Source organism: uncultured Polaribacter sp. (genome assembly GCF_947497695.1).
Classification (GTDB): domain Bacteria; phylum Bacteroidota; class Bacteroidia; order Flavobacteriales; family Flavobacteriaceae; genus Polaribacter.
In genome coordinates this window covers 27918-48198 of record NZ_CANMHM010000004.1, presented here as the reverse complement: position 1 = coordinate 48198, position 20281 = coordinate 27918, and the positions used below count along the sequence as shown (strand labels likewise).

Genomic DNA, 20281 nt, shown 5'->3' with positions numbered 1-20281 from the left:
AATTAGATTTAAATATTGTTCAATCTAATTATTGATTGATTACTCTAAAAGAAGTTCTTCTGTTTGCTCTGTGTTCAGCTTCAGTACATGAAACACCATCAGAACATCTGTTAATTAATTTAGATTCTCCAAAACCATTACCAGTAATTTGACTAGGGTTTACACCTTTAGAAATTAAGTAATTTGTTACAGATCTTGCTCTTCTATCAGATAAGCTTTGGTTACTTAAAGCAGAACCTCTTGAATCTGTATGAGACTCAATAGCTACAGCAACACCATTCTTTAATACAGGTAACAATCTAGTATCAATAATGTTCTTAGCTTCTGCTGTTAAAGTTGCACTACCTAAATTCCAGTTAATAGGTAAAACAGTATTGTTAATTAATGCACATTCAACTTCTTTCCAAGTAGTTAAACCACCTTTGCTTACTAATACTTCTTTACTAACTGTTTTGTATTGTGGTGCTACTGCTATTTCTTCTTTAGTAGCATCTTTAACTAAAACAGTTTTCTTAATTGTAGAATATACAGGTTCAGAATTTACAACTCTTGTTGTTGGAGGAGTAACCATTACTCTTTTCTGAATAGTTTTAGTTGTTTCTGGTACATTTACTGTTTTTGTAGTTTCTGGTGTAATTACAGTTCTTGTAAATGTTTTTGTTTTTTGTGGTATTGTTACAACTCTAGTTGTAGGAGGTGTAACCATTACTCTTTTCTTAATTGTTCTAGTTACAGCAGGAACATCAATTACTCTAGTTGTAGGAGGTGCAACCATTACTCTTTTCTTAATAGTAGTTGTAACTTCTGGAATTGTAATTGTTCTTGTAGATGCTTTTTCTTTTAAAACTCTTTTTGTATAAGTAGCTTCTCCACAGTTATTTCCATCAGAATTACCAGTACAATCTGGAGTAGAAACTACTTGAGCATCACTAGATAAAACTGTTTTTTGAATTGTTTGAAATTGAGCAGGTACTTCTTTAAAACACCAGTATCTACAGTCATTAGGATCAGAAGATTCACAATCAGGTGCTCTTTCACTCATTTCCCATCTTGCAGATTGAGCTTTCATTTCAATAACCTCAGTATCTCTAGTAAGAACAGCTGGAATAACTTTTAAACTATTACCATATTCTCTTTTACGGTAAGTAATTGTTTCTGTACCATAAGTTGCAGGTATAACCTCTAAACTTTGGCTAGCTTCTTTGCTTACTACAGTTACGTCTCTCATTTCATATTTAGCAGGTATAATTTCTACTTTTTGAGTAGCTTCTGTAACAACCATAGTTACGTCTCTCATTTCGTAAACTGCAGGTACAACTTCTAAACTTTGACTAGCTTCTTCAACTACAACAGTTTCAGTTACTGTACTTGTCTTAGAAGGTACTTTTACTAAATAGCTACTTGCTTCTTTTGTAACAACAGTAACATCTCTCATTTCGTAAACTGCTGGTACAACAACTAACTCTTGTTTCCCTTCACTTACTAAAACTCTCTCAGTTACAGTTTTATACTGTGCTGGGTTTGTAATAATCTTTTTGTAAGAAGGTGCAACTTCTATTGTAATGTCTTGGTTTTTCCAAACTTCTGGAGTTTTACAACGTACATAACATTTACCCGGTTCTGGGTTTTCTGGTAAATCTTGAGCAAATGCAGATGCTCCAAACATTAATAGCATTAAGCTAAATAAAATTTTTTTCATAATTAATCGTATTTGATTTGTTGTTTATTGTGACACACAATTTTGTTTAAAGTCACATATATTATGCTAAAATAATAAAATATATTAAAGAGTAAATAACTTTTTTTAAAAAGTTATAATTTGTTATAATATAAACTTTTAATAATACCATCAGAGAGCCCTATTTTAGGAACATAAATTTTTCTTGCACCACTCCATTTCATTGCAGATAAATATATTTTAGTTGCAGGTATAATAACATCTGCTCTATCTGGGTTTAAACTTAGTTCAGAAATTCTTTCTTCATAAGTCATTTGTTTTAAAAATTGGTATTGAGCATTTAGATATATATAGGAGATTGGTTTGCCTTCAGTTCTGCCAGACATTTTAAACAATCGATTGATATTTCCTCCAGATCCTATTAAAGAAACCTTCTTTATACCTTTTGTATTCTTTTTAATCCATTTTTCAACATTAGCAAAAATTTCTTTATTTACAGATTTTTTATTCCCTAATAAACGAACAGTTCCCATTTTAAAAGATTTTGATGTTACAATTTTTCCTTGAGAAAAAAGTGTAAACTCTGTACTACCACCTCCAACATCAACATATAAATAAGAGTTATTACCACTTATTAAATCATTTAAATCTGTAGATGAAATTATAGCAGCTTCTTCCTTACCTCCAATAATATCTATCTTTATATCTGTTTCATTAAAGATTTTTTCTGTAACTTCTTTGCCATTTTTAGCTTCTCTCATGGCAGAAGTTGCACAAGTTTTATACCTTTCTACTCCATGAACGTCCATCAATAATTTAAATGCTTTCATAGCATTTATCATTCTTGTGATGTTTTTATCAGTAATAATCCCTTCATTAACAAAAGCATCTGCACCTAAACGAATAGGTACTCGTACTAAAGCAGATTTTTTAAATTTAGGATCATTATTTTTTGATATAATCACATTAGATATTAATAATCTAATTGCATTTGAACCAATATCAATGGCACCGTATTTTTTAATTTCTAACAAACTATAATTATTTATAATTTTTAGGGAATTCTACCATAAAAGTTTTCCCTTTTTTTATGTTTTTCCAATGTTTTTCTTCAAATTGAATGCCAATAACACCACTTGTAGAAACATGAGAAATAGGCTTGTTGCCAAACTTATTTACAAATGAATTAATACCATGATCGTGACTAAAAATAATAGCTGAGCTAAAACCATCATCCAAAGCATTTACTGTTTTTACCAAATAACCATCACTAAAACTATAAAGTTGTTTTTTTATTTTAAGGTTCGATAATGGATATCCAAAGTTTTCACAAAAGATTAAAGCAGTGTGTAATGCTCTGTTTGCACTACTAGAAACAAAAACGTCTGGTCTCTCCATTTTTTTTGATAGAATTTTAGATAATAAGTAAGCATCTTTTATACCACGTTTTTTTAAAGGTCTATCAATATCCTCTATTCCAGAGTACTCCCAAGAAGATTTTGCGTGTCTAACTATATATAAAGTTTTCATTAATTGTTTTGGTTGATGTGTAAATATAAAAATTATGGTGCTAATCTTTCTATTTTCCAAGAAAAATCTTTTGCCAATGTATATCTAATTCTATCGTGCATTCTATTAGGTCTACCTTGCCAAAATTCTATAGAAACAGGCTTTACCAAATAGCCTCCCCAATGTTTAGGCCTTGGTATTTCTTTATCTTTAAATTCTTTTTCTAATGATGATAATTTTTCTTCTAATTCTTGTTTAGAGTTTACCACAGCACTTTGGTTTGATGCCCAAGCACCTAATTTACTGCCATCTGGTCTAGAATCAAAATAACCATCAGATAAATTTTCGGCTAACTTTTCTGCGTTTCCTTTGATAATAATTTGTTGCTCTAAACCTGCCCAAAAAAAAGACAAACAAATATTATTAGTTGCTTCTATTGCCTTGCCTTTTTCTGAATTATAATTGGTGTAAAATATAAATCCTTCCCAAGTAAATTTCTTTAATAAAACAACTCTACTTTTTGGAAAACCATCTAGACCAATAGACGAAATTGTCATGGCATTTGTTTCTACAACGGTTTCTGAGTTATCAGCATTTGTAAACCAAATTCTAAATAGTTCAATTGGGTTTTCTGGACAATTACTTTCTAAAAGTTCTTGCTTTTCGTAAGATTTACGATAGTTACTTAAGTCTTTTTGCATTTAATTTATTTTGCCAAAGTAAAAATAGGTAATATTTTAAATATGAAGTAAATTTTTAATCAATTTTGTTCAAATGTTTTGCAACATAAACTCCTACACTTGCACAACCTTGAATTAAATATCCTCCTGTAGAAGCATCCCAATTTAGCATTTCGCCAATACAATACTGATTTTTAATTTGTTGCAATTGAAAATTATCATCAACAGCTTTTAAACAGATTCCTCCAACTGTAGAAATAGCTTTGTCTAAAACAGCTAAATCAATAACTTCTAAAGGGAATTTTTTAATTTTTTTTGATAAAACTATAGCATCTAAATAGTCTTCCTTAGAAAGATAATCTTTTAATAAATTGATTTGTGATGTGCTTAATTTGATTTCTTTTTTTAAAATTTGAGTGATATTTTTAAAGGTTGAATTTTTAATTTTAGTAAGAATAGTGTCTAAATTAAAAACAGGTTTAAAATCGATGTAAATAACTGCTTTTTTTGTTGATGATAGTTGGGTTCTTATTTGAGGACTCAATCCATAGATGGCATTTCCTTCTAAACCAAATTTTGTTATAACAGCTTCTCCTTTTTGTGTTTTATCAGCACAAGTAATTGCACTATTTTTTAAAGGATTTCCTTCATTTTGGTTGATGAAATTCGTTTTCCAATCAATTTTAAAAGCACAGTTAGATGCTTGGAATGGAGCAGTTTCAATACCTTTTTTTTGAAAGGTTTTTAACCAATTTCCATTAGAGCCTGTAATTTTCCAACTTGCACCACCTAAAGAAAAAACGGTATAATCAGATCGAATAATTTTATCATTTATAATAAGATCATTTTTAGTATTCCAACTAGAAAAAGTATGTCCGAATTTAAAAACGATGCCTTTTTCTTTTAAATGATTTAAAATAGTATTTAAAACAGTGATTGGTTTTATGCCTTCTTCTGGATATACTCTTTTGCTACTGCCAATAAAAGTAGGAATTCCGATTTCTTTTAACCAATTTCTAAAATCATTATTTGTGAAATTTAACAAGGCTTCTTTTAAAAAAATACTTGGAGTATAACGTTCAATAAACTCAATAATATTTTCTGAATGGGTAAGATTAAAACCACCTTTACCTGCAACTAAAAATTTTCTACCTGCTGTTTTGTTCTTTTCATAGATAGTAACGTTAAATTTTTTGGTGTCTAAAAAAGCAGCTAAAAGTAGTGCAGAAGGTCCACTACCAATAATAGAAATTGATTTTTTCATATTTATAGGTTGTTGCCTTTATTTTTAGTAGGACAAGGTCTTTATAATAGAAATTGTTGCTGTGTGTTATTGTTTAGTTTTGAAAAGTGCTTTTAATTTTTTTTATCCAAGGTTTAATCTTTAAATCTTGGTTAAGTTGGTTTAAAAGTTTTCTTTTTTCTTTTTTATTGTTACAGTTTAAAGGTACACCAACAAAGTTTAAACCATTTTGTAAAACACCTTCTGTTGGCTTGTAACCTAATGCTATTAGTTTATTAATTGTATTTGTTTTGTTTTTGAGCTCTTTAAAAACACCAACAATAGCAACGCAATTAAAATCGGTGTTGGTATTTTTCTTTATTGATGTTGCCTCATTAAGCGATGATTCTTCGTTTATTATCTGATTTTCAGAAGGTTTTTTAATAACTGAATTTAAAGAAGTGTCATTATCATCAACCTTATTTTTAGTGGTAACCTCATTAAAATCATCATTCACTTCACTTTTGTTGTGAATAATTTTATTTGGTGTTGTTTTAGTGGTTTCTAATGTATTATCTTCAGAGTGCTCTTTATTTACTTTATCTTCTTTGTGAAAACTTGTGTTTGGTGTTGATGTAGTTGTTGCTACTTCAGTGTTGTTTTGGTATTGAGTAGTATCTTCAGAATACTCTTTATTTACCTCAATTTCTTTAATTTTACTGGTATTAGGAGCTTTTTTAGAAGCCTTTATTTTAGTATTAACATCTTCAGCTTGTTTATCGCTAACATTAAAAAACATTAGGAAAACAAATAATGAAAAAAAAACGATAGTGATTAATGAAATAATAACATCTGCTTTATCTTTTGAATTTTTAAAAATATTGTTCTTGTTAGCCATAATTTTTATGATGTGTTTTTAAGATTCTAAAGATAGTATTTATTCTTTTACCTTCCATTAAGCAAAGTTGTTGTGATTAAAAGTTATGAAATAAACCTCGTTATTTTTTAACAATTCTTAAACCAACTAAAGTTAAAAATCCATTTAAAACCAATACAAAAAATCCAAAATCGAAACCTAATTTTTCTTTAGCATAATAACTAATTAGAAAAGTAAGAATTGGTGCAATTAAACAAATTGCTGGCACTAATTTATCTTTTACTTTTAATTTGGTAAACATTCCAAAAGTATATAAACCTAAAAGTGGCCCATAAGTATAACCAGCAAACGTAAATATTTTAGCAATAACACTTGCATCAGCAATAAAATATTTAAAAATTAAAATGGTTGCAACTAATACAAAAGAAAAAATAATATGAATTTTCTTTCTAATTTTTACTTGCTCATTTTTGTCTTTATTTTTATCGATTTCTAAGATATCAATACTAAAAGAGGTAGTTAATGAAGTTAAAGCAGAATCTGCACTAGAATACGCTGCTGCAATTAATCCTAACAAGAAAAATAGGGCAGTAGCTAAGCCTAAATTTCCTTGTGTTGCAATTATTGGAAAAAGTTGGTCTTTTTGAGCATCAATTCCGTTTTGTTGTGCATAATTTGTTAATAAAACGCCCAAAGCTAAAAAGAAAAAGTTAACAATTACCAAAACAATGGTAAACCAAAACATATTTTTCTGAGCATCTTTTAAGTTTCTGCAAGTTAGGTTTTTTTGCATCATATCTTGGTCTAAGCCTGTCATGACAACTGCAATAAAAGCACCAGATAAAAATTGTTTCCAAAAGTAGTTTCCTGTATTTACATCCTCAAAAAAGAAGGTTTTAGACAATTTATTATCAGCAATATAAGTGAATAAATTATCTATTTGCATTTCATCAGAAATGGTATAAATGCAAACGCCAACTGCAATTAACATAAATAAAGTTTGCAGCGTATCTGTCCAAACAATGGTTTTAATTCCGCCTTTAAAAGTATATAACCAAATTAATAAGATAGTGATGGCAACAGTGATCCAAAAAGGAATTCCATAAGCATCAAATAAAATTATTTGTAACACATTTGCAACTAAAAATAAACGAAAAGCAGCACCAATTGTTCTAGAAAGTAAAAAGAAACTTGCCCCCGTTTTGTAAGCATAATTACCAAAACGATCTTGTAAATAGGTGTAAATTGATGTTAAATTCAGTTTATAGTAGAGTGGGAGTAAAACCAAACCAATAACAGCATACCCAACAACATACCCTAAAACCATTTGAAAATAACTCATGTTTTGAGCCTCTACCCAACCAGGAACAGAGATAAATGTAACGCCAGAAAGCGAAGCACCAATCATACCAAAAGCCACTAAATACCAAGGAGAAGAATTATTGGCTTTGAAAAATGTTTTATTATCAGCAGATTTTCCTGTGATGTAAGAAATGAATATCAATACAGAAAAATAAGCGACAATTAATAGAATGATGTATTCTGGTTTCATAGAATAATTACGAATGTTCAATTATAAAGGACGAATATAAGATTTTTAGAAGTTAGAAAATAGAAAAGAGAGCAAAGAAAGATGTAATTAGAAATTAAGGAAATGAAGTGTGTCTTTTCTCTTTGATCTTTGATCTTTTTTCTCTTTAAAAGTGTAATTTTGCAAAATGGATTTCTCATCAAAATTATTAGAAAATGCAGTAAATGAAGTAAGTCGATTACCAGGAATTGGTAAGAGAACTGCGTTACGTTTGGTCTTACATTTGTTAAAACAACCTTCTGATAACACTAAATTTTTATCTGAAGCTTTATTGCATTTAAGAAATGATGTTAAAACCTGTAATAAATGTCATAATATTTCTGATACTATTTTGTGTGATATTTGCCAAAACGTAAAAAGAAACCCAGAAATTGTTTGTGTTGTAGAGGATATAAGAGATGTAATGGCAATAGAAAGTACCTCTCAATTTAATGGATTGTACCATGTTTTAGGGGGTAAAATTAATCCTATTGAAGGAATTGGCCCTCAAAACTTAGAAATAGAAAGTTTAGTAAATAAAGTTGCAAGTGGTGAAGTGAAAGAGTTAATTTTTGCCTTAAGTTCTACCATGGAAGGAGATACTACCAATTTTTATATTTTTAAACAAATAGAAAAATTTGAAATTACAACAAGTACAATTGCACGTGGAATTTCTGTAGGTGATGAACTAGAATATGCTGATGAAGTTACTTTAGGAAGGAGTATTGTGAATAGAATTCCTTTTGAGCAGAGTATTAGAGGTTAGTCTCAGTAAACAGTATTAAGAAACTGTTTACAATCTAAGAAACTAACTGTAAATGCCTCTGAAAACTGAGAACTATTTTTCTTCCAAAACTTCTTTCTCAGTTTTGTCCCAAGATTTTTTTTCTCTCATTTTTTTATAGAGCTTTGTAGCTAGCATAAGTAATATAACAAAAAGTAAAATACCAACAACACCCCAAAGCCAACTTATAGAACTTTTTACAGAAACCAAAAAAACAACTGCGAATAGAATAATTGTCGGAATTTCATTGATAATTCTTAATTTAAAAGCTGAGTGTTTTATAATGTCTTTTTGTAAATTTATAAAGATTACATGACAAAATCCATGGTAAAAATAAAGTGCAAATACAAAAGATAGTTTTACCAACATCCATGTTTCTTTTAGGTATTCTGGAAAATAATAAAACGTCCAAAAACCAAAAAGAAATGTTAAAATTGCTGAAGGCCATGTAATAATATACCACAGTCGTTTACTCATTAACTTGTACTGTGTTTGTAAAATAGATTTTGCAGGCTCTAATTTATTTTCTGCTTCTACTTGATAAATAAATAAACGCGGAATATAAAATAAACCAGCAAACCATGTAACTACAAAAATAATATGTAAAGCTTTTATGTAATAAATACTCATTTTTAAATTTTATTTCAAGCTAACAAAATATCAAAAAATTAAATGCAAATTTCACTAAGTTTTTCATTTTTGCTAACTGCTAACTGCTAACTGCTAACTGCTAACTATTCCTCAATCCAATTTACTAAAACATCTACCCAATCATCATTATCATTAATACAAGGTATTGCATAAAATGCTTCTCCTCCAGCTTCTAAAAATTCTTCTTTACCTTCCATAGCAATTTCTTCTAAAGTTTCTAAACAATCAGAAACAAAAGCAGGGGTAACTACTGCTAATTTCTTAACACCTTCTTTAGGGTATTTCTCTAACATTTTATCTGTGTAAGGTTGTAACCAAGGATCTCCTGCCAATCTAGATTGAAAAGATACAAAGTATTGATGTGGTTGTAAATCTAAGTATTCTACCACTTGTTTAGTTGTTTCATAACATTGATGTTTGTAACAAAACTCATGTGCAGCAGAACTGGTTTTACAACAAGCAAAATTTTTGCTATCTGATGGATTACAATGGCTTTTTGTAATGTCAGATTTACGAACATGCCTTTCTGGAATTCCGTGATAAGAAAATAAAATTTTATCCCATTCTTTGCCTTCTAAAGAACTTTTAATGCTTTCTGCCAATACTTTTATGTAATCTTTTTTATGATAAAAAGCAGGTATGTGCTTAAATTTCATTTCAGGATAAAACTCTTGTCTTAATTCTTCTGCCAATACCATAATGGTATCTGTAGTAGCCATTGCATGTTGAGGATAGAGAGGCACAATTAATACATCTGTTACACCTTTGTCATGCAGTTCTTGCAAGCCCATTTTTATAGACGGTGTTCCATAACGCATTGCTAAAGCAACTGGTAATTCTGTTTTTTTCTGTACTTTAGCTAACAATCTTTCAGACAATACAATTAACGGAGAACCTTCGTCCCACCAGATTTTTTTATATGCCTTTGCAGATTTTTTTGGTCTGGTGTTTAAAATAATACCTCTTACTAAAATAGTTCTTAACCATTTTGGAGCGTCAATTACACGCTCATCCATTAAAAATTCGTCTAAATACTTTCTAACATCTTTGGTAGATGTACTTGCTGGTGATCCTAAATTTACTAATAAAACTCCTTTCATATGTAAAGTTTCAAAGTTGCAAAGTTTCAAAGTTTGAAAAACACAACTTTAGTTATATATTTTTTATTTTTCTTACTGCTTACTGCTTACTGCTTACTGCTTACTGCTTACTGCTTACTGCTTACTGCTTACTGATAATTGATTGGTAACTTCATACAAAGTAATTGCCAAACTATGTATTACATTCATGCTAGAATTTCTACCAAACATTGGGATAGAAACAGTTTCATCAACTAAATTTATGTTTTCTATTCCGTTTCTTTCGCTACCCAAAAGTAATACTATTTTTTTGTGATTTTTGAAATTAAAATCTTGAATATCGATACTTTTATCAGTAATTTCTATGCCAATGATAGTGTTTCCTTCTTGTTTTAATTGATGTATTAAAGCATCAAAATTACTATAAAAATCATGATGAATTTGATGGATTGTATTTCTGGCAGTATTGATAACCTTTCTATTATTGATGGAAGGAGAATCTTTATGAAAATAAATTTTCTCCACACCAAAACTCTCAGAAATACGAAAACACATTCCTATATTTTCTGGAGTTCTAATAGCATCACACACAATTGTTATTGGAAATTGTTGCTGCTTATTTTCTATTTCATTGTGTGTTAATTGTTCCAACGTTTATTTTAGTTTCAAAGTTTTAACTGTAAACTGCGACTGAATACTGATTACTTATTCAAACTCATTACATATTTCTTAGGCGTTGTGCCAAATTTCTTTTTAAAAGCGGCAATAAAATGACTTGCTGTACTATACCCCACTTTTACACCAACTTCATTTACATTAAATTGGTTGCTTTCTAACAACTTTCTGGCATGTTCCATTTTATAATCTAATAAAAAACTATAAACAGTATCTCCATAAATTTGTTTAAAACCTTCTTTTAGTTTCTTTAAATTCAAACCAATTTCACTAGATAATTCTTGTAAACTTGGGGGTTCTGCCATTCTAGAAATAATAATTTCTTTGGCTTTTCTAATTTTGAGTACATTTTCTTCATCCACTAAAAACGGACAATATTCTCCGTCGTTATTTTCTTCTTTTTGAAAATGAAGACTCAACAGTTCATATACCTTACCCTTAATATATAGCTCTTTGATAGAGCTGTTAATATTAGCATTTATAATTTGCTGTAAAACAATTGAAACATTGGGCTTAATTTCAGCATCATCATAAAATTTTCTGTTACTGTTTTCATCACTCAAAAAAGGAATGTAACCAGCATCTTTAGAAAATAAAGAGTGAAATTTTTCGATAGAAATTAATAAAGAAATTAAGGTTGTTTTAGGTTGTATTTCTAAATTAATCGGTAATATTCTTTGAGGATTGTATAAAAGTATAGATCTATTGTCTAAAACATCAAAAGAATACGAACCATTATTAAACAGAAATTTAGATTTGCCTCTTAAACAAAAATGCATCTGAATAAAAGTGCTGTTAATTTCTCTTTCAAAATTCTGAATTTCATTGCTTTCATTCTGAAAATGAAATACATAAAACCCTTTTTCTAAAATAATTTCTTCAAAAGTACTTTCTCCGACATTTTTTAACATATTTCAAATGATTGTTAATATCTTTTTTATTTAGAATAGTTCTATATAAATTGGTTTTAAAGCCTTGTTTATACTACAAAAATAAGCATTTTGTTTGTTTTCAATACAATTAATTGTAAAAAAACAGATAGCGTTATAAAAAGTTCTTTAAGCGATATTTTTTTTAAATTGATGTTTATACTTTTGTATCACTTTACAAATTTATGAAAGAATTAGCACAAGAGCACTTTTACAACATTGGTGTAAGTTACAAAAAAGCAGACGCAGAAACGCGTGGTAAATTTTCTGTATCTAAAGAAAACCAAATAGCACTTTTAAAAGCAGCTAAAAATAAAGGTATTTCTGGTGCTTTAATAATTTCCACTTGTAATAGAACAGAAATATTTGGATTTGCTAATAGACCTTGCTTACTTATAGAGCTTTTATGTGATTTTTCTGAAGGAACTACCAAAGAATTTACAGAAATTTCTAATGTATACAAAGATAAACCAGCAATTATGCATCTGTTTAGAATTGGTACAGGATTGGAAAGTCAGATTTTGGGAGATTATGAAATTGTGGGGCAACTTAGGCAATCTTACAAACTTGCAAAAAAGTACAAAACGACTAATGCCTACACAGAACGTTTGGTAAATAGCGTTTTACAAGCAAGTAAACGTGTTAAAAACGAAACCAAATTAAGTTCTGGTACAACTTCTGTTTCTTATGCTGCTGTGCAATACATCATTAAAAATGTACCTGCTTACAATACCAAAAATATGTTAGTGTTTGGTTTGGGTAAAATGGGAAAGCATACTTGTAAAAATTTAGCCCAATATACCAATAATAAATCAGTTTGTTTAATTAACAGAACTGTAAATAAAACTTCTGAATTTGTAAAAGAACATACTTCTATCAGAAAATCAACTATAGAAAATCTAAAAGACGAAATTGCAAATACAGATGTTTTAATAGTTTCTACAGGAGCAAATAAGCCTACAATAACCAAAGAACATATTTCTAAAGATAAAGAGATTTTAATTTTAGATTTATCGATGCCAGAAAATGTATCTCATGATTTGGCAGCCTATAAAAATGTAACGTTGGTTAATGTTGATGAACTATCTAAAGTTACAGATGAAACCCTAGCAGTTCGTTTAGCAGAAGTGCCAATTGCAGAAGCAATAATAAAAGAACAAAAAACAGAATTTATTGATTGGCTAAACAATAGAAGGTTTACACCTGCAATTTCTGCTTTAAAAAAGTCTTTAGAAACTATTAAAAAAGATGAAATTAGTTTTCAGAAAAAGAAAATATCAAATTTTGATGAAGACCAAGCAGAGATTTTAACTTCACGCTTTATACAAAAAATTACTACTCAGTTTGTAAAACACCTAAAAGACGAAAATACTTCTGTATCAGAAAGTATTGATGTTATTCAAAAAGTTTTTCAATCTTAACAAAACATCCATGCAAAAAATAATAAGAATAGGAACTCGCGATAGTCAATTGGCACTTTGGCAAGCTAATAAAGTACGTCAAGAATTAGAGGTTTTAGGCTATCAATCTGTAATTGTTCCTATAAAATCTGTTGGAGATATTATTTTAGATAAACCTTTACACGAATTAGGAATTACAGGCGTTTTTACTAAAAATTTAGATATTTCTATGTTAAATGGAGATATTGATATTGCTGTGCATTCAGCAAAAGATGTACCAACCGTTTTACCAAAAGGCATTGTTCAATCGGCTGTTTTAAGACGTGATGATTATTCTGATGTTTTATTATTAAAAGACACCGAAGAATTTTTTGGACAACCAAATGGTATTATTGCTACAGGAAGTTTGCGTAGAAAAGCAATGTGGTTAGATAGATATCCAACTCATACAGTAGAAGGTTTAAGAGGTAATGTAAATACACGTTTACAAAAACTAGAAGATAGCGAAACTTGGAACGGAGCAATTTTTGCAGCTGCAGGTTTGTATCGTTTAGGATTAAAACCAGAAAATGCAATTCCGTTAACTTGGATGATTCCTGCTCCTGCACAAGGTGCAATTATGATTACCTGCTTAGAAAAAGATGATTATTCCTTTGACGCTTGTGAACAGCTAAACCACAAAGAAACCCATATTTGTACCTCAATAGAACGTGAGTTTTTAAATCTTTTAGAGGGTGGTTGTACAGCGCCAATAGGAGCTGTAGCATACATCGATTCTAAAACAGAAGAAATAAATTTTAAAGGTGTTCTATTAAAAAGGGACGGGTCTAAAAAAATTACAGTTACAAAAACAGCAAAAGTGGGTAGCCATAAATATTTGGCGAAAGATTGTGCAGATTATGTAATTAATAGAGGAGGAAAAGAAATGATGGCAGAAGATGAAGAAGTTTCTCAAGCTCCTTTACAAAACATATATTCTACTAAAAAACTATCAGAACTTCAAAAGGAAATATTATCTGAAACGATTGGCATAAAAGATAGCGATTTTATTAAAATTCGTTTTAATAGAATACCAGCAAAAGTAGTAAAAAACGAAATTGAAAACGTTGTGATTACAAGTCAAAACGGAGTTGAAGCGTTGTTAAATTCTTTCACAAAAAATGAAATGAATTTCAAAAATATTTACTGTGTTGGTAGAAGAACCAAAAAATTGATTGAAAACAGAATAGGTAAAGTTGCTCATGTTTCTAAAAACGCTACAAAATTAGCTGAGTATTTAGTATCAGCATTAAAAAATAAAGAGGTTACTTATTTTTGTAGTAATTTAAGATTGGATGTTTTACCTACAACTTTACAAAAAAATAATATTGCATTAAATGAAGTAGAAGTTTATAAAACAATGTTAAGTCCAGAAAAAGTTAATGATAAAGTTTCAGGAGTTTTGTTTTACAGTCCATCAGGAATTGAAAGTTATTTAGAACAGAATACTACAGATAAAGTTGCCTTTTGTATCGGAGAAACAACTGCAATAGCAGCAAGAAAACATTTTAATAAAGTAGAGGTTGCTCATTTACCAAGTGTAGAAAGTCTTTTAGAATTGGTGAATTTGTATTATTCGAAATAGCTTTAAGCTTTAGGCTTATTGCATAAAGCTTAAATTTATGTTCAGAACAAGAAGATTAAGAAAACAAGAAGGAATTAGAAGGTTAGTTAAAGAAACCAAACTTTCTGTAGACGATTTTGTGTATCCTCTTTTTATTGAAGAAGGAGAAAACATTGAAAAAGAAATTGTTTCAATGCCAGGAATTAAACGTTTTTCTTTAGATAGAATTTCTAAGGAATTAGATGAAGTTGTAGCTTTAAATATTCCAGCAGTTTTGTTATTCGGAATTCCATCTACTAAAGATGATGAAGGTAAAGAAACTTGGAATGATCATGGAATTATGCAACAAGCCATTCGTTTTATCAAAAAGAATTATCCAAGTTTATATGTAATTACAGACGTTTGTTTTTGTGAATATACAAATCATGGACATTGTGGAATTATACATGATAATGATGTAGATAATGATGCTACTTTAGTAAATATTGCAAAACAAGTAATTTCGCACGCAAAAGCAGGTGTAGATATGGTTGCTCCTTCAGGAATGATGGATGGAACGATTGATATGATTCGTCAATCTTTAGATAATTCAGGTTACATAAACTTACCAATTATGGCATATTCTGTAAAATATGCATCTGCATTTTATGGGCCTTTTAGAGATGCTGCAGATTCTGCCCCAACTTTTGGAGACAGAAGAACCTATCAAATGGATCCATCAAATAGAGACGAAGGTATGCGTGAAGCTACTTTTGATGATCAAGAAGGAGCAGATATTTTAATGGTAAAACCAGCATTGTCTTATTTAGACATCATTAGAGATTTAAAAAATAATTTCGATCGTCCAATTGCCTGTTACAATGTTAGTGGAGAATATGCTATGGTAAAAGCAGCTGCAGAAAAAGGTTGGATTGATGGCGAAAAAGTAATGATGGAAAGTTTGCTGTCTATGAAAAGAGCAGGAGCAGATATTATTATTACTTATTTTGCTAAGGAAGCAGCGAAAATTCTGTTGAAACGTTAAACTGTTTAATAGTGTAACTGTACAATTACACGATTCAACAAATAAACAATTACACAATAAATATGTTTAAAAAATCAGAAAAATTATATAATAAAGGCCTAAAACACTTAGTTGGAGCAGTAAATTCTCCTGTGAGAGCATTTTCATCAGTTGGCGGAAATCCTTTATTCATCAAAAAAGCAAAAGGAAGTAAAATTTACGATGTTGATGATAATGAATATGTAGATTTAGTTGTTTCTTATGGACCAATGATTTTAGGTCACAGACATAAAAAAGTAGAAAAAGCAGCCAAAAAAGCCTTAAAAAATGGCTATTCTTTTGGAGCCTCTACAAAAGCAGAAATTAAATTAGCAAAAATAGTTTGTGATGCTTTTCCAGGAATGGATAAAGTTCGTTTTGTAAATTCTGGTACAGAAGCTGTTTTAAGTGCAGTTCGTTTGGCAAGAGCATTTACAGGAAAAGATAAAATTATTAAATTTTCTGGTTGTTATCATGGGCATCAAGATTCTTTATTAGTAGCTGCAGGTTCTGGTTTGGCAACCTTAAGTTTACCAGGAAGCAAAGGTGTGCCAGAAGGCGCAGTTAAAAATACCTTAATTGCAGAATACAATAATTTAGAAAGTGTAAAAAAACATTTTGAACAATTTGATGATATAGCAGGTGTAATTTTAGAGCCAATTTGTGGTAATATGGGTGTTGCTATTCCACAAAACGGATTTTTAGTGGAACTAAAAAAATATTTAGAAACTAAAGGAGCTTTGTTAATTGCAGATGAAGTTATGACAGGTTTCCGTTCTAAATTTGGTGGCGCACAAGAATTATTGGGGGTAACAGCAGATATTACTTGTTTAGGTAAAGTAATTGGAGGGGGGTTCCCTGTAGGAGCTTATGGAGCAAGAGAAGAAATTATGCAAGAAGTTGCACCTTTAGGAGGCATGTATCAAGCAGGAACGTTGTCTGGAAATCCAATTGCAATGGCTGGAGGAATATCAACTTTAACTGAGTTGAAAAGACAAAATCCATATAAAAAGTTTGAAGAAATTGGTGCTATTTTAGAAGTGATTTTATTAGAAACAGCCAAAAAATACAATGTAGATTTAGTAGTAAATAGATTTGGTTCTATGATGAACCCTTTCTTCACCAAAACACCAGTTACAAATTTTGAAGAAGCACAAACATCAGACACCAAAAAGTTTGCAGTATTTTTCTGGGAAATGATTAAAAATGGCGTGTTTTTACCTCCAAGTCAGTTTGAAGCTTGGTTTTTAAACTCTGCAATTTCAGATAAAGATATTAAAGTAATTGCAAATGCTGTTGACAAAGCGATGCATAAGGTAGCAGATAGCTTTTAGTCTTTTGCCTTTAGAAAATAAACTATGAGAAATTTTAGAAATTTATTGATTTGGAAACAAGGTATTTTACTTGTTAAAGAGATTTATAAAATTGCTCATAAATTACCTTCAGAAGAAAAATATAGTTTAAAAAGTCAAATTACAAGAGCTGCAGTTTCTATTCCTTCAAATATTGCAGAAGGTTCAAGTAGAAATAGCGAAGTAGAGTTTAAAAGATTTTTAGAAATTGCAATGGGTTCTCTTTTTGAAGTAGAAACTCAATTAATTATAATTCAAGAATTAAGTCTGATAAAATCAGAAGAATTAAAAATCACTTTTGATCTAATAGCAAAAGAAGGCAAGATGATTAACGGATTAATAAATACAATAAAAAATAGCTAAAAGCTAAAGCCAAAAGCTAAAAGCCAATAGCAAAAAGCTGAATCATGATAAAAAACGATTTATTTTTAAGAGCATTAAAAGGAGAAACTGTAGATAGACCTCCAGTTTGGATGATGCGTCAAGCAGGTAGATATTTACCAGAATTTCAAGAAATAAAAAAGAAATACGATTTCTTTACACGCTGTCAAACACCAGAATTGGCATCAGAAATAACAGTACAACCTATTAGAAGATATGGTATGGATGCTGCAATTTTGTTTTCAGATATTTTGGTCATTCCACAAGCAATGAATATTGAAGTGGAAATGAAACCAAATTTTGGCCCTTATTTACCAAATCCAATTCGTACTCAAAAAGACTTAGATTCTGTAATTGTGCCAGATATTCAGGAAACTTTAGGTTATGTAATGGATGCCATTAAAGCAACCAAAGAAAAACTAAACGACGAAATTCCGTTAATTGGTTTTGCAGGTTCACCCTGGACAATTTTGTGCTATTGTGTACAAGGTCAGGGTTCTAAAAACTTTGATAAAGCCAAAGAATTGTGTTTCACAAATCCTGTGGTTGCACATTCTTTATTACAAAAAATTACAGACACAACTATCGCTTATTTAAAAGCAAAAGTTAAGGCTGGTGTCAATGCAGTTCAGGTTTTTGATTCTTGGGGCGGCATGTTATCTCCAGTAGATTATCAAGAATTTTCTTGGCAATATATCCAACAAATTATCGATGCTTTAAAAGACGAAACCCCTGTAATTGCCTTTGGTAAAGGCTGTTGGTTTGCCTTAGACAAAATGGCAAAATCTGGTGCTGCTGCTTTAGGTGTAGATTGGACGTGTTCTGCAAGAAATGCACGTTATTTATCTGGTGGTAACATTACTTTACAAGGTAATTTCGACCCAACTCGTTTGTTTTCTCCACCATCAGAAATTAAAAAAATGGTAACCCAAATGATTAACGAGTTTGGTAAAGACAAGTACATTGTAAATTTAGGTCATGGAATTTTACCAAACATTGGTTTAGACAATGCAAAAGCATTTATAGATGCTGTAAAAGAGTATCAAAGTCCTAATTAAAATAATATTTTGGGCGTTCCCACGCAAAAAAGCGTGGTCGCGCTTTCCATTATATCTTTTTGCTGAAAAAGCAAAAAGGATGCCATTTCAATCGCTAACGCAAGCCAACGCTAATGATTAAAAATATACTTTCTGCAATTAAAGCCTACGCAGGTTCTTTTAGTTTGATATCCAAATTAAAACTATGGAAGTATTTTGCAATTCCTATTCTAATTAGCATTGTAATAGCAACAATTATTGGTTTTTTTGCATACAGTCTATCAGACAATATAGGTGCATTTTTAGCAAAAATATGGATTTGGGATTGGGGAAAAGAAGCATTTACAACCTTTACATCTTTTATTGGTGGAATTTTTGTTTTGGTAATCGGTTTAATACTATATAAACATATAGTTTTAGCATTATCAGCACCCTTTATGAGTCCTGTTTCAGAAAAAATAGAAATTTATATCAATGGAAATTTAAAACATCAACATAGAAAAACATCTTTTCAAGAACAATTATGGCGTGGAATTAAAATTAATATCAGAAATTTAGGAAAAGAATTGTTGGTTACAATTCCTATTTTAGTATTAAAATTTATTCCTGTTGTAAATATATTTTCTACTATTTTATTGTTTTTAGTTCAGGCGTATTATGCAGGTTTTGGAAACATGGATTATACTTTAGAAAGACATTTAAACTATAAAGAAAGCATCAATTTTGTTGGAAAAAACAAAGGAACTTCTATAGGAAATGGAATCGTTTTTATGTTGTGTTTGTTAATTCCTGTTTTAGGAATCATCATTGTTTTACCACTTTCTGTAACAGCAGCATCAGTAAAAACAGTAGAATTGTTAAATAAAAATAATGAAAGATAAATTCATCAAATACATAGAAAACTTACAAGACCAAATAACTTCTAAGTTAGAAGAAGTTGATGGACAAGCAAAGTTTAAAGAAGACAATTGGAAAAGAGAAGAAGGAGGAGGAGGTAGAACTCGTGTAATTGAAAACGCCGATAATACTTTAGGGGTTTTTGAAAAAGGAGGTGTAAATATTTCTGCTGTTCATGGAGAATTACCTGAAGCTCTAAGAAATCAATTTAAAGTAAAAGAAGGTAATTTTTTTGCTTGTGGATTAAGTTTAGTACTGCATCCAATAAACCCTTTTGTGCCAACTGTGCATGCAAACTGGCGTTATTTTGAAATGTATGATTCAGAAGGAAATATTGTAACACAATGGTTTGGTGGTGGACAAGATTTAACGCCTTATTATTTATTTGATGAAGATGCAAAACACTTTCATCAAACCTGTAAAAATGCCTGTGATATACATCATCCAGAATTTTATCCGAAGTTTAAAAAAACGTGTGATGATTATTTCTGGAATTCCCACAGAAATGAAGCTCGTGGAATAGGAGGTTTATTCTTCGATTACTTAAAAGAAACCAATGAGTTTTCAATAGAAGATAGATTCAATTTTGTAACTGAAGTTGGAAATAGTTTTTTAGAAAGTTACGTTCCAATTGTAGAAAAAAGAAAAGATATCCCTTTCACTAAAGAACATAAAGACTGGCAAGAAGTAAGAAGAGGTCGTTATGTAGAATTCAATTTAGTGCATGACAGAGGTACACTTTTTGGTTTAAAAACAAACGGAAGAATAGAAAGTATTTTAATGAGTTTACCACCAATTGTACAGTGGAAATACAATCATCAACCAAAAGAAAACTCAGAGGAAGCAAGATTGATTGCAATTTTAGCAAATCCTAAAGATTGGGTTTAGTTTATTGAATTGTTATAATAATAGTTA

20 protein-coding genes are annotated in these 20281 nt (G+C 30.0%); 9 read left to right on the top strand and 11 right to left on the bottom strand.

Annotated elements, in window-relative coordinates; all coding sequences use genetic code 11:
* Window positions 1-28: 28 nt before the first annotated feature.
* The 7 genes from Q0731_RS06365 to Q0731_RS06335 form a co-directional block, all read right to left on the bottom strand.
* Window positions 29-1699, bottom strand: a complete 1671-nt coding sequence (locus Q0731_RS06365) for an OmpA family protein (protein WP_299061471.1) — start codon at window positions 1697-1699, stop codon at window positions 29-31.
* Between the two features lie 113 nt (window positions 1700-1812).
* Window positions 1813-2712 carry an exopolyphosphatase gene (locus tag Q0731_RS06360; RefSeq protein ID WP_299061468.1) on the bottom strand — a complete coding sequence of 300 codons (900 nt, stop codon included), beginning with the start codon at window positions 2710-2712 and terminating at the stop codon, window positions 1813-1815.
* 7 nt (window positions 2713-2719) lie between these two features.
* Window positions 2720-3208 (bottom strand): histidine phosphatase family protein, encoded by a 489-nt coding sequence (locus Q0731_RS06355; RefSeq protein ID WP_299061465.1) that lies wholly within the window; start codon window positions 3206-3208, stop codon window positions 2720-2722.
* A 32-nt stretch (window positions 3209-3240) separates the two neighbouring features.
* Window positions 3241-3888 (bottom strand): pyridoxamine 5'-phosphate oxidase, encoded by a 648-nt coding sequence (gene pdxH / locus Q0731_RS06350; RefSeq protein WP_299061462.1) that lies wholly within the window; start codon window positions 3886-3888, stop codon window positions 3241-3243.
* 55 nt (window positions 3889-3943) lie between these two features.
* Window positions 3944-5131 carry an NAD(P)-dependent oxidoreductase gene (locus Q0731_RS06345; RefSeq protein WP_299061459.1) on the bottom strand — a complete coding sequence of 396 codons (1188 nt, stop codon included), beginning with the start codon at window positions 5129-5131 and terminating at the stop codon, window positions 3944-3946.
* A gap of 73 nt (window positions 5132-5204) precedes the next feature.
* The gene (locus tag Q0731_RS06340) at window positions 5205-5987 is read right to left on the bottom strand and encodes a hypothetical protein (protein ID WP_299061456.1); all 783 of its coding nucleotides are present in this window, start codon (window positions 5985-5987) and stop codon (window positions 5205-5207) included.
* 100 nt (window positions 5988-6087) lie between these two features.
* Window positions 6088-7518, bottom strand: coding sequence for a sodium:solute symporter (locus Q0731_RS06335; protein WP_299061877.1), 1431 nt, complete (start codon window positions 7516-7518; stop codon window positions 6088-6090).
* Between the two features lie 166 nt (window positions 7519-7684).
* Between Q0731_RS06335 and recR the strand changes: the two genes are divergently transcribed.
* Window positions 7685-8302, top strand: coding sequence for a recombination mediator RecR (gene recR / locus Q0731_RS06330; protein ID WP_299061453.1), 618 nt, complete (start codon window positions 7685-7687; stop codon window positions 8300-8302).
* Window positions 8303-8374: 72 nt separating this feature from the next.
* Here recR and Q0731_RS06325 read toward each other — a convergent pair whose 3' ends face one another.
* The 4 genes from Q0731_RS06325 to Q0731_RS06310 form a co-directional block, all read right to left on the bottom strand.
* A complete protein-coding gene (locus tag Q0731_RS06325) occupies window positions 8375-8950 on the bottom strand; it encodes a CopD family protein (RefSeq protein WP_299061450.1) in 576 nt (191 codons plus the stop codon).
* Between the two features lie 104 nt (window positions 8951-9054).
* Window positions 9055-10071, bottom strand: a complete 1017-nt coding sequence (hemH, locus tag Q0731_RS06320) for a ferrochelatase (protein ID WP_299061447.1) — start codon at window positions 10069-10071, stop codon at window positions 9055-9057.
* Window positions 10072-10185: 114 nt separating this feature from the next.
* Window positions 10186-10701, bottom strand: coding sequence for a TrmH family RNA methyltransferase (locus Q0731_RS06315; protein WP_299061444.1), 516 nt, complete (start codon window positions 10699-10701; stop codon window positions 10186-10188).
* A gap of 50 nt (window positions 10702-10751) precedes the next feature.
* Window positions 10752-11636, bottom strand: coding sequence for an AraC family transcriptional regulator (locus Q0731_RS06310; protein ID WP_299061441.1), 885 nt, complete (start codon window positions 11634-11636; stop codon window positions 10752-10754).
* Window positions 11637-11839: 203 nt separating this feature from the next.
* On the opposite strand from Q0731_RS06310, the gene hemA reads away from it, so the two are divergent.
* The 8 genes from hemA to hemF all read left to right on the top strand — a co-directional run bounded on the left by hemA (window position 11840) and on the right by hemF (window position 20254).
* Window positions 11840-13075, top strand: coding sequence for a glutamyl-tRNA reductase (gene hemA / locus Q0731_RS06305; protein WP_299061438.1), 1236 nt, complete (start codon window positions 11840-11842; stop codon window positions 13073-13075).
* 10 nt (window positions 13076-13085) lie between these two features.
* A complete protein-coding gene (gene hemC / locus Q0731_RS06300) occupies window positions 13086-14678 on the top strand; it encodes a hydroxymethylbilane synthase (protein WP_299061435.1) in 1593 nt (530 codons plus the stop codon).
* A gap of 37 nt (window positions 14679-14715) precedes the next feature.
* Window positions 14716-15681 carry a porphobilinogen synthase gene (hemB, locus tag Q0731_RS06295; RefSeq protein ID WP_299061432.1) on the top strand — a complete coding sequence of 322 codons (966 nt, stop codon included), beginning with the start codon at window positions 14716-14718 and terminating at the stop codon, window positions 15679-15681.
* A 62-nt stretch (window positions 15682-15743) separates the two neighbouring features.
* Window positions 15744-17033: a glutamate-1-semialdehyde 2,1-aminomutase gene (gene hemL, locus Q0731_RS06290; protein ID WP_299061427.1), complete on the top strand. Its 1290-nt coding sequence runs from the start codon at window positions 15744-15746 to the stop codon at window positions 17031-17033.
* A 24-nt stretch (window positions 17034-17057) separates the two neighbouring features.
* Window positions 17058-17414, top strand: coding sequence for a four helix bundle protein (locus Q0731_RS06285; protein WP_299061424.1), 357 nt, complete (start codon window positions 17058-17060; stop codon window positions 17412-17414).
* A 44-nt stretch (window positions 17415-17458) separates the two neighbouring features.
* Window positions 17459-18490: a uroporphyrinogen decarboxylase gene (gene hemE, locus Q0731_RS06280; protein WP_299061421.1), complete on the top strand. Its 1032-nt coding sequence runs from the start codon at window positions 17459-17461 to the stop codon at window positions 18488-18490.
* A 113-nt stretch (window positions 18491-18603) separates the two neighbouring features.
* Window positions 18604-19350, top strand: coding sequence for an EI24 domain-containing protein (locus Q0731_RS06275; RefSeq protein WP_299061419.1), 747 nt, complete (start codon window positions 18604-18606; stop codon window positions 19348-19350).
* A complete protein-coding gene (gene hemF, locus Q0731_RS06270) occupies window positions 19340-20254 on the top strand; it encodes an oxygen-dependent coproporphyrinogen oxidase (protein ID WP_299061417.1) in 915 nt (304 codons plus the stop codon). Before Q0731_RS06275 ends, hemF begins: the two co-directional genes overlap by 11 nt.
* The last annotated feature ends 27 nt before the right edge of the window (window positions 20255-20281 follow it).